Below are 14492 nucleotides of genomic sequence, written 5' to 3'. Positions count from 1 at the left end.
CCCCGCCCCCGCGCGCCCGTACACCCGCCCAGGCCCAGCCGACGCCGGTGACGGCACTGTCGAGGAAGCCGAGCGGGCCGAGCAGTACGCCGGGCCACCGGCGGGTTCCGTGCAGGGCCAGCGCGGCCAGCAGTACGGCGGCGAGGATCGCCAGTGTGGACGGCCAGGCGGAGTCCCGCAGCGCCGGCACCGCGAGCAGCGCCACGCAGCCGACGACCCAGACCAGGGTCCAGGGGCGGGCCTTGCGCCCGGCCGCGCGGGCGGCGGCGTACGCGGCCACCATGGCGGGCACTGCCGCGAGCAGCAGCCCGGGGCCCATGCCGTCCCCGAGGGCGGCGGCGGTGGCCAGGCCGGCGGCGGGCACGGCCGCCAGGGTGACGGTGTGGATCGGAGCTGCCTCGGCGGGCCGGATCCGCCGCCACATCGAGTCGGCCGCCTTCGCGGCGGCCGCCTCCTGGGCCTGTTGCCGACGCAGCTGGTACTGCTGGATCTGCCAGGCGTGCCAGGCGGCCGGGTCGTGCCCGGGCAGGCCGGGGGCGGTCGGCTGGGGCGGAGCCGGCGGAAGCGGAGCCGGCGGAAGCTGGGCCGGCGGAAGCTGGGCCGGCGGAAGCTGGGCCTCGGCAGGCCCGCCCGGTTTCGCCTGTTCGGCGTGGTCGGCGTTCTCTGACATCGGGTCCCTCCCATAGTGCGGAGCGGACAGCGTAGGCACGCACCACCGCGTTTTGAACACATTCAACTCACCCTTGTGGCAAGATCGCGACAATCCGTGAACGGTGGTGCGGGCTCTTTCGCCCGACTGCGATCCGACCGCAGCGGGCCACATCGGCGGTCCCCGGGTGCAGCGGTCCATGAGGGCTGCGTCCAAGGCCGCAACCCGACTGCGACTCGGGCCCGATCTGTGCATGCAGGGCGACGGCATAACGTGCTTCCCGGGTCCTGATCGTCCCCGCCGAGGAGAAGACATGAGCACCATCGCGCCGGTATCGCTGGTCACGGGCGCCAACCGGGGAATCGGCCGGGAGACCGCGCGTCAGCTCGCCGCGCTCGGCCACACCGTCCTGCTGTGCGCCCGCCGCCTGAAGGATGCCGAACAGGCCGCCGTCAGCCTGGGCTCCGAAGTGCCCGGCGCCCTTCTGCCACACCCACTGGACGTGACCGACGACGGCAGCGTCCGTGCCCTCGCCCGCAGCGTGGAGGCGCAGTTCGAGCGCCTCGACGTCCTCGTCAACAACGCCGCCGTCAACTACGACACCACCCAGCGCGCCGTCTCCGTCAGCCTCGACGAGGTCGGCCGCACCCTGGAGACCAACCTCTTCGGCGCCTGGCGGACCGCGCAGGCGTTCCTGCCGCTGCTGCGCCGCTCGGCCCACCCCCGCCTGGTGAACGTCTCCAGCGAGTCCGGATCCCTGGAACACATGGCGGGCGGAACCCCTGCCTACGGAGTCTCGAAGGCGGCCCTCAACGCCCTCACCCGCAAGCTCGCTGACGAGCTGCGCGCCGAGCGGATCCTGGTCAATGCCGTCTGTCCGGGCTGGATCGCCACCGACATGGGCGGCCCAGGCGGAGGACCTGTCGAACAGGGCGCTGCCGGCGTCGTCTGGGCTGCCACCCTGCCCGACTCCGGCCCCACCGGCGGCTTCTTCCGGGACGGGGAACCACTGGCCTGGTAGACGTCCAGATTCCCGTCGAACAGGCGACCGTACGCCTGCGCGCCGCTGCCTTCGCAGTGGGGGCCGCCGTTGTAGCGGGCGGCCGCGAACTCCCGCATCCGTTCGCGGGTCACGTCCTTCGGCGGTACGTCGGAGAAACCGCTCTCGGCCTGGAGCCGGGCGGGGGCACTCGGAGGCGATGGAGATGTTCTTCGCCGGGTTCTTCCCCGCGCCCCCAGTGGTCGTCGACGGCGGTGTGGATGTGGCTGTGGCCGGCGCTGGCACGGTTCCTTCGGCCGGCCTGACGGCCGAGGGTCTTGTGGCCGCCGCCGTCGGGGATGTTGCCGAGCTTCTTGACGTCGACGTGGACCGGTTCGCCAGGCCGGTCCGGTTCGTGGCGGCGGCGTACGGGCTGCCGGCGGCCCGGTCCAGGTGGGACTTTCCGACTCACTCCCCTCGCGGTGGTTCGGTGGCTTCGGTCTGGTGGACGTGCAGTTCGCCGTTCATGACCGTGTAGGCGGTGGCGTGGTCGTTGGCGGTGTTGTTCATGGTGTCGGGTGCCTCAGGTTCGGCCGGCGCTCCGGCCGGTCGGTGCACCTCGACCTTGATGTCGTGGCCGGCGACGACGGGTCCGGAGGCGTCACGGCCGATCCGGATCACGTACTGGTCGCCCGAGCCGGGCTGCGACGCCATGGTGGGTTCCTCCCTCACGTGCGCTTCACGGGCTTTCATGGGATGCGTGTCAGGCTCATCGTGGTGTCGCAGGTCAGGCATTCCTGGCCCGGTACCTGCGGATAGGTGCGCGTCCAGAGCGCGCGCGAGCCGCCGCTGCTCACCGAGATCTCAGACGTGACATGGCCGACAAGCCTGCACTCCTGGTCGTAGAATCGCTCGTCGTGCGACCGGTACCTCCCGGACGATCCGGTGAATTCCATCGTGTACTGGACGCCGCATTTCGATACCTGGATCCCCAGCGTGTACACGCCGGGGGACTTCTGCTCGAACTCGGCCGTCCCGCCCCTGTCGGTCCTCCAGCGGCCGGCCAGCGCGGTCGGGGTGGGGCTCGGTCTCGCAGGTTCTCGGGTACGCGTCGTGCTGGGCACCGGAATGACCGGCAGCCTCGTGGGACTGGCGCTCCGCGACAGCCCGGCCGCTCCCGACGGGCCGTCGGGCTCGCTCCGTTCGGTGACCGCCATCGCCGCGATGACGAAGCCGACGGCGACGGCCACGACCACGAAGAACGTCGTGACCGCGGATGCCCCGGGCGCCGTCGCGGCGACTGCACCCGTCAGCGCGGCTCCGCCCTGGCCGCCTCCCGCGCTGAGGCCCACGCTGCCGAGCTGATCCGCACCCGGCGGCGCCGACGCCGGCGGGGCGGTCGCCTGTGCGGTGGGGGTCGGCAGCGCCGCCGCGGGGTCGGGGCCCGCGCCCGCCGCGGTACCGGAGCCCGCTCCGGGGTCCACAGACATGGGGGACACGTCGCCGTGGTGGTCCGGTGCGGTCGGCGTCGGCGTTGAGGCGGAGGTCGGTGGGGCGGTGAGCTGGCCGGGAGCATCCGGTCCGGAGGTGGGCGTCGTAGAGGTGGCTGCCGATGCGGACGCGTCCTGCGGCACGTAGGCGGTGCCCCCGTCGGCGGGGAGGTGCGGTGCGTCCGTTGCGGCGGCGGAACCCGATCCGCCGTCCCCCGCCGGCAGCGTCGGGTCCGGCGGCGACGGCTGCGCAGGGGCGTACTGCTGCGCTCCTTGGGCTGCCTGCACGCCTGCCGTGTCACCGAGCTGTCGCCACAGCACTGCCGCCTCCCCGAGCAGGACCCCGGCAAGCACCCGGCGTCCCGTCAAGAGCTTCCGGATGCCCTCCTCGTGGGTGAAGTAGGCCAGCGCCTGCTGGTCGCCGGACTGCCGGGCGGCGATCCGGCCGCGGTGGAGCACCCGCCCCCACGAGCCGAACCGCAGGGACCGCACCAGGCCCGGCGAAGCGGCCCAGGCGACCGATACCGCCAGGTCCGGACGCCCGGCCCGCTCCGCGAGCTCGGCCGCGATCTCCAGGGCGCGGGCATGGTCGGCGATCTGCTCGGGCCGTGTCGTACGGCGCGTCGCCCACCGGGCGAAGTAGTCGCACAGACGCTCCACCGGAAACCCCACAGGATGCCGCTCGCGCAGCACCCGCGCGGCATCCGCCGTACAGCGGTACCCGCGCTCCGTGGCCTCGGCCAGTCCCAGAGCGGCCAGACGACCGCACACGCCGGCCGGATCCGGCACGCCCGCCAGCGCGCCGACGTGCACCGGGGCCAGTTCGGCGTCGGACAGCGTGGCCAGCAGACGGAGGCCGCCCAGCGCGTCCGGGTCCAATTGCCCGAGGAGCAGCGGAACGAGATCCGCCAGTGCACCGGGTGCAGGCAGGACGCCGGCGCCCGTACCGTCGCGCCGCGTCAGAGCGGCGGCCCGCACAAGGAGCAGAGGGTGACCAGCCGATGCCTTCCAGAGTTCTCCGGCGGGGCCATCGCTCGCCGGTGTGGGTATGCCCGCCTCACGGCTCAGCAGTTGCACTCCCGCACCGCGGTCCAGCCCTGCCAGCTCCAGGGCCACGCTCTCGCCCGGCAGCGCCCGTTCCCTGCCCGCGAAGACGAACGAGGCGTCGGGGACCGCGTCCATGAGGTCCCGGAGCTCCTCGGTGGTCAGCTCGGCGTTGTCGATGTAGACCGTCACCCGGAGGCCTGCCATCAGCCGACGTAGTTCCGGTCCCGAAGGGGCGTATCCAGCGGCTTCGTAGCAGGCTTCGAAGATCTCTTGCGCCAGGTCACCGGCTTCGCGGTGGGTGGCGCTCAGGAACACCACTCCGTCCGGTCCCGGTTCCAGGGTGAGGGCCGCGTGCCGCAGGAGCGTGCTCTTGCCGATGCCCGGCGGCCCCCACAACTCGACGGGTTCGCCGCCCCGGAGGGCCTCGGCCAGCGTGGCGAGTTCTGATTCCCGGCCGAGCGGGGCCGGCCGACGCCGCGGTGGCAGCCCGATGTGCTCCCGGCGCACGGGCCGCGGCCGCTGAGGCTCCATGAGCAGGGTCACGGTCGAGCCGTGGTGTGCATCGACCACGACGTTGTGGTGACCTGCGATCACCGGGCCGGTGGCGTCACGGCCGATGTCGATCCGGTACCCGGCTGCCGCTGCCTCCGAGCCGTGCTCCTGGTGCTGGTGCTGGTCCTGGTCCTGTGCGTTGTCGTCCATCCGCCGTTCCATCGCACCCCCGTGTCCTGCGGTGCAGAGCCGGCACGGCCTGCACGACGCCACGCACCCGCGCCTCGGCGGGTTGCTCCGAGGCGTCACCATAGCGACGTGTCCGGAGCACGATGTCTTACCAGAATGGTTTTCTGCCAAGGGATCTTCCGGTTCGCACAGTCATCGGAACGGCGTTCCGCAGCCGTCAGGAATCGGAATGGGCGAGGGCGCTCAGCCGGTCCAGGTCCTCTACCGTGATCGATCGGTAGCCGGTCGACACGATCCCGGCTTCCCGCAGCCCGCGCAGAGCCTTGTGTACGGTGGGCTCCGCCGTGCCGGCCAGGGTTGCCAGTTCGGGCTGGGTGATCGGCCAGCGGATGACCGCGCGCCGGCCGGACCGCTCCCCGTAGGACTCGGCGATGTGGTGGAGCACCCGCGCCAGCCTGGTGGCGGCGTCGCATCCGGTGAGATCCATCCGCCGCGCGTTGGCAACGCGCAGCTTGGACACGACGGAAGTGTTCACGGCAAGCGCGATGACGGGATCGCGCCGCAGGCAGTCGAGGAATTGCGCCCGGGGCACCGTGCGGGCGTTGACGGCTCCGCAGGCGGTGACGGTCGCCGAACGGGGCTGCCCGTCCAGTGCGGCGAGTTCGCCCACCAGGTCCCCGCCCATCCGTACGGCGAGCAGCGCGTCCCGGCCGTCCTGGGCGCGCCCGGTGACCTTCACCACGCCGTCCAACAGGATCCGCACGGAGGTTGTGATGTCCGACTCGCGGATGAGCACGCGGCCCGGCGGATACTGGACGCGCGTGCCGAGAGTGAGCAGCCGACCACGAGCGTCCCCGGGGAGACCGCCGAGCAGACTCGCCGCCGTCCATCCCCACCCGTCGGGCGGCTGCGGCGCATCGCCGGCGCCGTGCCGCTCCCACTCCCGCTCCCGCTCCCGCTCCTCGTCCGTCATGAGGTGTTGCTTGCCCACTCTGCCGCTCCCGTCACCGTCGCACGGAATGAACACCGTACGGATACGGGAAGTTGGCGACTTGCGCGGCTCATACTGGTCACGGCTGGACGAGCCGGTGCCGTGACTGCGGCATCCGCATCCTCGAGGAGGCCCCGTGGAAGAAGTACTCGTGTACCGGGCTCTGCTCGCCGTCGACATCGAGCGTTCGGCCGGGCGGGGCAATGTCGCGCTGTGGCAAATTCGGGACGCACTGCGCACGGCGCTCAGCGAGTCCTTCGAGGAGAGCGGGATCGACTGGGCGGCGTGCTCGACGAGCGACCTCGGGGACGGTCTGCGGGTGGTCGCGCCGGCCGGGGTCCCCAAGGCCCGCCTGATCCACCCCCTCGTCCACGAACTCGCCATCCGCCTCCGTGCCCACAATCGGACCGCCGGGCCGCTGACGCAGGTCCGGGTCCGTGCGGCGCTGCACGCGGGCGAGGTCCGTGCCGCCACGGACGGGGAGGTCACCGGCCGACCGCTGGAGGTGCTCGCCCGGCTGCTCGACGCGGCGGCGGTGCGCGGCGCGCTGGCGGCGGCCCCGCCCGAGGTGACGACCGCGCTCATCGTGTCCCAGCACGTCTACGAGGAGACCGTTCGGCACGGCTATCCCGGGATCGATCCGGAGTCGTTCCATCGGATTGCGGTCGCGGAGAAGGAGTACACGACGGACGCCTGGCTCCACCTCGCCGGGTCGGCCCCCGACCCCCGGCAGCACGGAGCCGATGCGGAGAACGTGGGATCGCCGCAGGACCCGCCGCCCGCGCACCGCACCGCACGGATGGTGAACACCGCGTCGGGCAACGGCGCCGTCTACGCGACCCAGTACGGAACCCAGAACATCCATGTGCACGGACGGACCTGAAGGAGCCCCATGGACGCCGAACTGTCCACCTTGGCGGAAGCCGGAGCCCAGGCGATCGTGGCAGCGATGACCGCGGACCTGTGGCAGAGCGCTCGTGGCTCCGTCCTCGCGCTCCTCCACCGGGCCGACCGAGGCCGCCGGGCGGCCCTCGAAGCGCGGCTCGACGAGGACGCCGCCGACCTCGGCGGGACCGCGTCCCCCGACGACTTCCGGCGTGAACGCGTACGCGCGTGGGCCCGGGAACTACTGGAGGAACTCGGCCAGGACCCGGCCGGCCGGGCAGCCCTGGCACAGCTGATCGGGGAGCTCACGGACGCGGTACCGCCGCCCGTGGAACGGCCTGCGGCCGACGTCACCCAGAACAACACGGCGCACGGCTCCGGGGCGATCTACGCCGTCCAGCACGGCAATCTGCACATCAGCTAGTTTCCCGCCGTCTGGGTTTCCGTTCGGATGCCGGCTTCCGGTAGGGCGATAGGGGCTGCCGAAGGCAGGGTTGGTGCTCACGGATTGAGGAGCAGGCCGTACTCCGGCGCCCGCCACGGCCGGCTGACCGCGCAGGCTCCTGCTCGACGGTCCCCCGCCCTCCGGGCAGAGGGCCGTCACCCCACTCGATGTCCCGAACTGTCCGCACGACTCCCAGGCGACTTCACGTCCAAGAGGGCGTATCGGAGTCCATGTCGCTGTACCGACCTGCGCCCGCGAAGGCCGTCATCGTTGGGGCTCTGGCACAACTTCTGTGGCCTGGCGCGACGCGGCAGGTCCGTGCGCTGGACTCAGTCCGGGTCGGCTGCAGTGCCGACGGGATTTGAACCCGCGGACAGATGGGAGCAGGTCCGCCCCGTCTCCGTCAGTCGCCGTGGGAGGGACCTCTTCCACGTCGATCGCAATGGGCCGCTCTGCCACGGCACCGCAGCCTGCGGGAATGCGCGCACTCCCGCTCCGACTCAGGGTAGAGGCACCGTTCTCTGCGGACGAATCTTTATCCGGGACACCGGCAACCGCTGCCACGGGTCCACAGAAGTTGTGCCAGAGCCATCTCTGGTGAACATCCGCAGCGCTCAAGATCGTCAACTGCTGCCCAAAGCGATGACCAGTCGCTGCTGCTTCACGTGAACGAGGCCAGCCACGATCGCGGGAGGCAAGGCCAGCTGGATCCTGACCAGTCCCGGCGCCTCGATCGCCGTGGTTGCTCAGCAGTGGAGGGAGCCGCGGCTCATCACACTCGGGGACTGCTCGCCGGCTGGCTCTTCCACAACCTGGCGCAACAGTACCCAGTGGCAAATCCACGAAGACCTGAAGGCCGCGTCAGCGGCCTGGGGCACGACCTGGAGTGCAAGATCATTCACGGAACCGCGGCCAGGTCCCCGAAGGCGTTCGGGGCTGCGGCTCGTTTCCCAGACGTGAGTGGGGCCGAGCCGAGGGAGCTCTGGACCTGCACGATCAGGAGGTGCCTCGGCCGGCCCATTCTTCGCGCGGCCCAGCCTCGCGAGGATCCTTCCGGCTGCGTCACGGACGCCGACGTGGCCATCCATGGCCAGCTCGCGCCCCCGGCCCGTACGCGACCGCGACGGCCTCCTCGACCGGCTCTCGTGGCTGCTTTGACGACGCCGTGCCGTGCCGGCCAGGCGCCCGGGGCTTGCCGGAACCGGAGATCCCGCGTTGGCCTTCCTGGTCCGGACCTCCGGCACGTCTGCCGACCGCTGCACTGACCTTGCGGTTCACCGACAGGCTGCGACGGTCCGCGAAGAGGAGAATCGACGGATGTCGGGAACGGGCAAGGCCAGTTCGCCGAACGACTCAGGCAGCGGTGTAGAAGACGCGTATCACCTTGGCGTTGTAGTCACACCACGCCGTCGATGTCTGCCCCGCGTGAACTATGGGGCCTTCGTGGTGGTAGACGTAGCCGTTGTCGAACCTTTGGCAGTCGATGGACCCGAAGAAGTAGTCGTTCGCCCCACCCTTGTAGGTCACTGCCGCGCCCTTGTGTCCGAGGCTGCCGGTGACGTAGCCGTAGGTGCAGTTGTAGAGGGATGCCGGGGCCGCCGAAGCGGTTGCCGGCATGCCCAACAGTCCGGCACCCGCCGCCGTGATGGCAGCCGCCGCCAGCGCCGATCGCCGCTGTGCGGACATCTCCGTCTTCCTGGCCGTCGGCCTTCTGCGGAACATGGTCGATCCCCTTCCCGCTCGGGACCGGGTGGTGTGTCCTCCCGGTACTGGGTTCTCATCCTCGGACCGGAGCGGTTGATTCTCTTGTGGATCCGTGCCGAGCCATTTGTTCTCCGGCGCAGACGCGGTCCGTCGCGGACCTCAGGGAGTCGACTCATCGGGCATGCGGCGGGCGGCGCGGCGTACGGCGGCCTCGTGACGGAACTCGCGAGGCGTCATCCCGTAAGCCGCCCGGAACACGCGGCTGAACTCCGCGGGCAGGAGGAACCCCCACCGCGCGGCCAGGGCGGCGAGTGGATGGTCGCGCAGCTGGGGGTCGGCGAGGTCCCTGCGGCAGCGCTCGAGCCGACGGCGCCGGATGGTGGCGGACACGGTCTCCGGTTCGGTCCGGAAGAGTTGGTGCAGAGCACGGACCGAGAGGTGATGGTGCGCTGCGATATGGGCCGGCCTGAGGTCGGGGTCGCCGAGGTTGCCATCGATGAAGGCATTGATCCGTGCCAGTAGGACCTGGCGGCGGGTCTCCGTGGGGAGTAGCGGGGCGGCGTCGAGGTGGTCGGCGACCAGCGAGGCGGCCAGGTCCAGCGCGACCGCGCCGAGCCGGTGGGCCGTCGCCGGACCCAGGTCCGCGGCCCGGTCGACCATGGTGGTGAGGTACTGGCACATGAGGGTGCCGGTTACCCCCGCGGGGGAAAGCTGCTGGGAGAGAAGGCGGTCGGTCCGACCGGCGGGCAGGGGGAACAGGTTCTTGGGGAGTGTGAGGAACGTGGCCTCGCAGGGGCGGCCGTAACTGCCCGGGTAGCAGGCTTTCATCGGGTGGGAGGTGTCGAAGAGGATCAAACCGCCGGACTCGATCGCGGCTTCGTTGCGGCGCTGACTCGCCTGGAGCGGACCGCCGTTGACCATCACGAGGGTGTAGGTCTCCGGGTCCCCACGCCGGATGTGCGCAGGGGACCGGGTCCCGAGCAAGGGCGCGAAGGAGTACTTGGCGACACGTGTGGTGCCCAGGTCCACACCTCGGATCCGGGCCCGGTAGTCACGTGTGTGAGCGGTGAGGATCTCGAACGGGGCGATGTTGCGGTCGACGGCGTCGCACCACCAGTCGAATCGGTCCTCAACTGGTACTTCTGTGCTTGACGCGTCTAGCACAACTGGTGTGATGTCCCCCGAAGATTGCTCCACGATTGTCATGGTCTGGTCATTGACGGACTTCGAGAAGTCCGTCTTCGGCCAGTTCCAACAGCGCTCGAGCGCAGGGCGTGGCCGAAGCCTCTGAGGTACGCGGCCGACTCCGCACGCACGAGGCCGCGACCAGAGGCGGCTGGTCGGGGCCGTCGCCGAAAGGGGTTCTTGAGCCCGTCGCGAAGTGGAGGCTCTCCTCCCACAGGACCGGCATGCCGCCTTCACCCAGTGCTGGGCTCGCAAGGGGCCTACCTCAAGGGCGCCGGGGAAGGGCCGGCCGGACGGACGGACCGGGTGTACGTGGGAACGGGTCATGAACCCGCCGCCGTTTGCTCGGTGGCTGCTGGCGGACGTGCAGGTGGATGCGGGGTATGCGGCCGCCGTCGCTGTCGCCGTCGACCCCGGCGGCCCGGCGCTGTCGTCCGTCCCGGCTCCGGGTGGCCGAACGGCTCAGGGGTCGATGGGGGACTCCCTGTCGGGGGCGCCCTTCTGGAAGCCCCGACACGTCTGCAGGAGCACCGAGGTCACCGGCATCCGCCCGGGGCGGGGCGTCCGGCTCCGGGCGGGATCGGGGAACGGCTCCGGACGTGCCGGCAGCAGGGCAACGGCGGTGCGACCGGCATCTGCAGCAGCCCGAGGGCCTCGCTGACGGCACGGGTGCGCTCGGCAGACTGCTGGACCAGTTCGGCTCACCGACCCAGATCCGCAAAGCCGGAAGGCGCCGTCGATCACCCCTGATACGGCCGAAGGCAGGGCGAATGGCCGAACGGCTGGTCGGTGACGTCTCCACCGCACTCGACGAACAGACCGTCACCTTCCCGGGTACCCTGCCTCGCGAGCTCGCTCCAATCCGTCCTTGGCCAGCGGAGACTCCTCGCTGCAAGGATCGAGGAACTCCGAGGGCGGTGCATTCGGCGATTGCGCGCGTGGCGGGCACCATGGGGTCGCCGACCGGCATTCCGATCGACGAGGACAGGACCATGGCGCAGGACATGACGGTGCGGGAGTTGTGGGACAGGACCCATCCGGCCCTGCTGCCCTGGACCCGCGTACCCGAGGCTGATCTGCACGCACGCTGCACGGAGGCGGTCGCCGCGGCGCTCGCCGCGCTGTGGGGCGGCTGCGACGACGCGCTTCTCGACGCGCCGGCCACGGACGGTCAGGTCCACGCGATCGTCGCCGCCCAGCGGGCGTACGGGCTCGGATGGCGCGATGCGGTGCTCGGCGACGTCACGGCAGAGGCCCGGGCCGCACGGCTCGGCAATGGCCCGGGCGGCCTGTGGACGCCGGCCGAGCACTGGAACCGTGGCCGAGGGAGAGCGTTCCGAGCGACCCTCCGCGGCAACCTGGAATTCTTCGCGATGCATCCCTGGGCCGCAGAGTTGGAGCACGTGCGGGCCGTGCGGTGCGCCGTCGAAGCCTCTTCGGCAGATCCACGCAACACGCTCGCCCTGCTCTTCCGCACGGCCTGGACGGGCAGGGCCGACCGGCGCCTGGGGTGGGACGACGCCGAATGGTGGCAGTACCTGGAGGTAGGGGCACTGGCGTCCTGGGCGGTGGTCGACCTCGGCCTGCCCGCGGACGACCCCGCGAGCGCAGGCTGGGCCGTTGAGGAAGCCGCCGAGGCGGTGAGTCCCTCCGACTGGACCTGGACGGGGACGGGCCTGCCGGACGGTTTCCTCGAAGCGGCCTTCGCCGCACTGGACGTGTAACGCCGGCGGACGACCAGCCGTGCGAGCAGACTCCCACGCTCCTTGCGAGCGGAGCTGTCCGGAGTGACCACGACGTGCGAGGTCGTGCGGCCCGGCCACCGCTCCGGCTCGGTCTCCCCTCTCCGGGCCGGAGCGTCCTGTCCCCTCCTCGCCCCGCCTCGGGCTCCGCCGTTCGCGGTCAGTCGAGGGCGCCCGCGAGTTCCCGGCGTCCCTTGATGCCGAGCTTGGCATAGACGTGGGTGAGGTGGATCTCAACGGTGCGCAGCCCGACGAAGAGGAGCTCGGCGATCTGCCGGTTGGTCATGCCCTCCACCGCGAGCGCGGCGACCCTCCGCTCGGTCGGGGTGAGCGCCTCCACTCCCTGGAAGGTGCGGGTACGCGGCCGGTCGCCGAGCGCCCGCAGTTCGCGGAGCGCCGCCTCCGCGAGGCCGTCGGCTCCGCATGCGTGGGCGATGCTGGCTGCCTCCTGCAGGTCGGCGCGGCCTTCGGTGACGCGGCCGCAGTGGATTCCGACGAGCCCCCGTCGACGAGCGCCTGCGCGTACCGAAACCGGGCTGGCGACTGCTTCAGGATCCCGACCGCCGCGTCGAGCAGATCGCAGCCGCGGGGACCGCCGGTGACCAGGCCGAGGGCGCGCAGGGCGACGCCCTGCATCTCGGGCACGGCCCGGGCTCGGGCGAGTTCCGCTTCCTCCTCGGCGAGCCGGAGGGCCTCGTCGGCGCGGCCGAGCCGGGCGTGGACGAGCACCGCCTCGGACCGCCAGGGATAGAAGCCGGGTCCAGGCATGTTGCGGGCCCCGGTCCGGGCACCGCATTCCAGGAAGTCGGCGAGTGCGTCTTGCGGCCGGTCCTGGGCGATGCGGAGCCGGCCTCGGGCGATCAGGGGGAGCGTTGATCCAGTACGGCTGGAGGTGTCCGTTCAGGCCACTGCGGTCGAGCAGCGGCTGCGCCTCGTCGATCCGGCCTTGCCGGGTCAGGGCCTCGACGAGGGCTCCAAGCGGAACCCCGACCTCCTGCAGTGCCTCCAGGGCGGCCTCGGCATCCGCCCGGCAGTCCGGTATGCGGCCCATGCCGGCGTTCGCGTTGCCGCGGGTGCTGATGGCATGGGAGTACTGGAAGACGGCGCCCCGGGCCCGGGCCTCGGCGACCGCCGTGTCGGCGTACTCGTGCCGACACACGGCGCCGCGACCGATCGGCGCGGGACCGGCCGGTCGCGGCGGGGGCTCGGCACGTCATGGCGCGAACGCCTGGTTGACCCGCGCGGACGCCCTCCGGAGAGTGCCTGTCCCTGTCCCTGTCCGTGGCGAGTTCGGCGCCAAGGCGTCCGCTCCGCTCCGGTGCTCTGCGGACAGGAGCTCAGCCGGCTGCGGCGGGGCGCAGGCGCACCCGTGCGGTGGCGGGTACGGCGTCGGCTGCCGCGGCCGGGTCGAGGGGCCGGTGGGTCTCCTCGCCGGGCAGCCGGTACTCCCAGGCCAGCGAACGCGTCACCACGCCCGTCACCGGGTGGTCGCGGTAGTAGCGGGACCAGTCCCGCCAGGACCAGGTCCGGTCGGCGTCGCCGGCGAGGGATTCGAGGCGTATGCGCTCTGCCGCGAGGGTCTTGCCGATGTCCTGCGCGTAGCGGCGCACCAGGTTGATGCAGTCGGCCCTCATGGGGGTCCTGTAGCCGTTCGGGGTGCGGAAGGGGGCGGTGGTGCGGGTGGCGGGGCCGCCGCCGTCGGACCAGTCGACGGTGACCGTTCCGGTGTCGTGGAGGGTGACGACGGCGTCGACGGAGGCGTTCCACCACAGCACCCCCCGGCCGATCCAGCCGACGGTCATCGTGCCGTCGGCTTCCAGGCCGTGGCGGGGGACGGTGCGTTCGGCGATCTCGTGCGCGGGGATGCCGAGGCGGGCGGCGGCCCGCTTCACGGACTTCACGAGCACCTTCCGCGGGTGGAGGGCGGTGGGGATGCGGTAGTGCAGGTCCCACAACTGCTCCATGGCGTCCGGGCCGGGCAGGTCGCCGAGGGCCGTGAACGCGGCGCCCGCGATGTCGTGGTCCACGCGGTGGTAGGTGTCCATGGCCTGGGAGTTCTTGCGGGCGACGAGCGCCAGGTCGGCGCTCAGGCCGTCGGTGTCCGCGCGCAGCCAGCCGGCGGCGAGGAGGAAGCCGATCGCGAGCGGGCGAGCCGGGGAGGCGGGCTTGAGCTGCCCCAGCTCGCGGATGACGCGGTCGGGATCGTCCTGGTCGTGGAACGAGCCGCCCGCGGCGAGTTCGCGCACGGCGTGGCGGACGAGCCCGTCGGCGCCGTCGGCCTTGAGCAGCGCCTTGGTGCGGCGCTTCCACGGGGTGTCGACCTTGTAGCGCCAGTTCCAGAACACGTCGGAGGTGGCGAGGTGCAGCACGAGTTCGGCCAGTTCCGGTGGCAGGTCCGTGAGGCGTTCGCGGGTGCGGGCGCTCCAGCCGTTGCCGGGGTCGAACAGGGCAGCGACGTCATCGTTCATGTCTTCGATCATGTCGGACGGCTCTGACAGCGACGGCGCCGGGCGCACCCGCGGCCGCCGGCCGACGGGCGGCGACGTCGGGAGGACCCAGCGACGAACGCGGCGGTGTTCCCGTCCCCCTTCCTGCTGTTCATGGGCCGGGAACGCCGGAGGCCGGAGCTTGGGGCTCCGGCCTGGGGTGGGCGAGGAGGGTCAGGCGGCCAGTTCGGGTTCGGGGGTCGTGGGG

11 protein-coding genes, 1 tRNA gene and 3 pseudogenes are annotated in these 14492 nt (G+C 71.7%); 5 read left to right on the top strand and 10 right to left on the bottom strand.

What is annotated here, in order from left to right; genetic code table 11:
- Positions 1-670: pseudogene (locus tag HYE82_RS24795) on the bottom strand (DUF4173 domain-containing protein); the annotation flags it as partial.
- 292 nt (positions 671-962) lie between these two features.
- On the opposite strand from HYE82_RS24795, the gene HYE82_RS24790 reads away from it, so the two are divergent.
- Entirely contained in the window at positions 963-1670 is a 708-nt protein-coding gene (locus HYE82_RS24790; RefSeq protein WP_179176365.1) for an SDR family oxidoreductase, read from the top strand.
- 256 nt (positions 1671-1926) lie between these two features.
- On the opposite strand, the pseudogene HYE82_RS38415 reads toward HYE82_RS24790, so the two are convergent.
- The 4 genes and pseudogenes from HYE82_RS38415 to HYE82_RS24775 all read right to left on the bottom strand — a co-directional run.
- A pseudogene (locus HYE82_RS38415) lies at positions 1927-2064 on the bottom strand (IS481 family transposase); the annotation flags it as partial.
- Positions 2065-2096: 32 nt separating this feature from the next.
- On the bottom strand, positions 2097-2342 hold the full coding sequence (locus tag HYE82_RS24785) for a hypothetical protein (protein WP_179176364.1): 246 nt from the start codon (positions 2340-2342) through the stop codon (positions 2097-2099).
- Positions 2343-2377: 35 nt separating this feature from the next.
- The gene (locus HYE82_RS24780) at positions 2378-4867 is read right to left on the bottom strand and encodes an ATP-binding protein (RefSeq protein ID WP_179176363.1); all 2490 of its coding nucleotides are present in this window, start codon (positions 4865-4867) and stop codon (positions 2378-2380) included.
- Positions 4868-5063: 196 nt separating this feature from the next.
- A complete protein-coding gene (locus HYE82_RS24775; protein WP_309144439.1) occupies positions 5064-5837 on the bottom strand; it encodes a Crp/Fnr family transcriptional regulator in 774 nt (257 codons plus the stop codon).
- 136 nt (positions 5838-5973) lie between these two features.
- Here HYE82_RS24775 and HYE82_RS24770 point away from each other — a divergent pair, with 136 nt between their 5' ends.
- Both HYE82_RS24770 and HYE82_RS24765 read left to right on the top strand, forming a co-directional pair.
- Positions 5974-6720 (top strand): hypothetical protein, encoded by a 747-nt coding sequence (locus tag HYE82_RS24770; protein ID WP_179176362.1) that lies wholly within the window; start codon positions 5974-5976, stop codon positions 6718-6720.
- Positions 6721-6729: 9 nt separating this feature from the next.
- Complete coding sequence (locus HYE82_RS24765; RefSeq protein WP_179176361.1) at positions 6730-7146, top strand: hypothetical protein; 417 nt, start codon at positions 6730-6732, stop codon at positions 7144-7146.
- Positions 7147-7513: 367 nt separating this feature from the next.
- Here HYE82_RS24765 and HYE82_RS24760 read toward each other — a convergent pair.
- The 3 genes from HYE82_RS24760 to HYE82_RS24750 all read right to left on the bottom strand — a co-directional run bounded on the left by HYE82_RS24760 (position 7514) and on the right by HYE82_RS24750 (position 10068).
- Positions 7514-7632, bottom strand: a tRNA-Gly gene (locus HYE82_RS24760).
- An 888-nt stretch (positions 7633-8520) separates the two neighbouring features.
- Positions 8521-8853: a hypothetical protein gene (locus HYE82_RS24755; RefSeq protein WP_179176360.1), complete on the bottom strand. Its 333-nt coding sequence runs from the start codon at positions 8851-8853 to the stop codon at positions 8521-8523.
- Between the two features lie 177 nt (positions 8854-9030).
- Entirely contained in the window at positions 9031-10068 is a 1038-nt protein-coding gene (locus HYE82_RS24750) for a helix-turn-helix domain-containing protein (protein WP_179176359.1), read from the bottom strand.
- Between the two features lie 659 nt (positions 10069-10727).
- Between HYE82_RS24750 and HYE82_RS38410 the strand changes: the two are divergent.
- Positions 10728-10956: pseudogene (locus HYE82_RS38410) on the top strand (IS110 family transposase); the annotation flags it as partial.
- 17 nt (positions 10957-10973) lie between these two features.
- On the top strand, positions 10974-11780 hold the full coding sequence (locus HYE82_RS24745; protein ID WP_179176358.1) for a hypothetical protein: 807 nt from the start codon (positions 10974-10976) through the stop codon (positions 11778-11780).
- Between the two features lie 178 nt (positions 11781-11958).
- Here the strand turns inward: HYE82_RS24745 and HYE82_RS39370 are convergent, their stop codons facing one another.
- Both HYE82_RS39370 and HYE82_RS24735 read right to left on the bottom strand, forming a co-directional pair.
- Entirely contained in the window at positions 11959-12138 is a 180-nt protein-coding gene (locus HYE82_RS39370) for a helix-turn-helix transcriptional regulator (protein ID WP_179176357.1), read from the bottom strand.
- A gap of 997 nt (positions 12139-13135) precedes the next feature.
- Positions 13136-14266, bottom strand: a complete 1131-nt coding sequence (locus tag HYE82_RS24735) for a DUF4132 domain-containing protein (protein WP_179176356.1) — start codon at positions 14264-14266, stop codon at positions 13136-13138.
- Positions 14267-14492: the final 226 nt, after the last annotated feature.

Source organism: Streptomyces sp. BR123, assembly GCF_013401435.1.
In the GTDB taxonomy this organism is placed as follows: Bacteria; Actinomycetota; Actinomycetes; order Streptomycetales; family Streptomycetaceae; genus Streptomyces.
The sequence above is the reverse complement of the archived record's forward strand: the minus strand, read 5'-3'. Positions and strand labels throughout refer to the sequence as shown.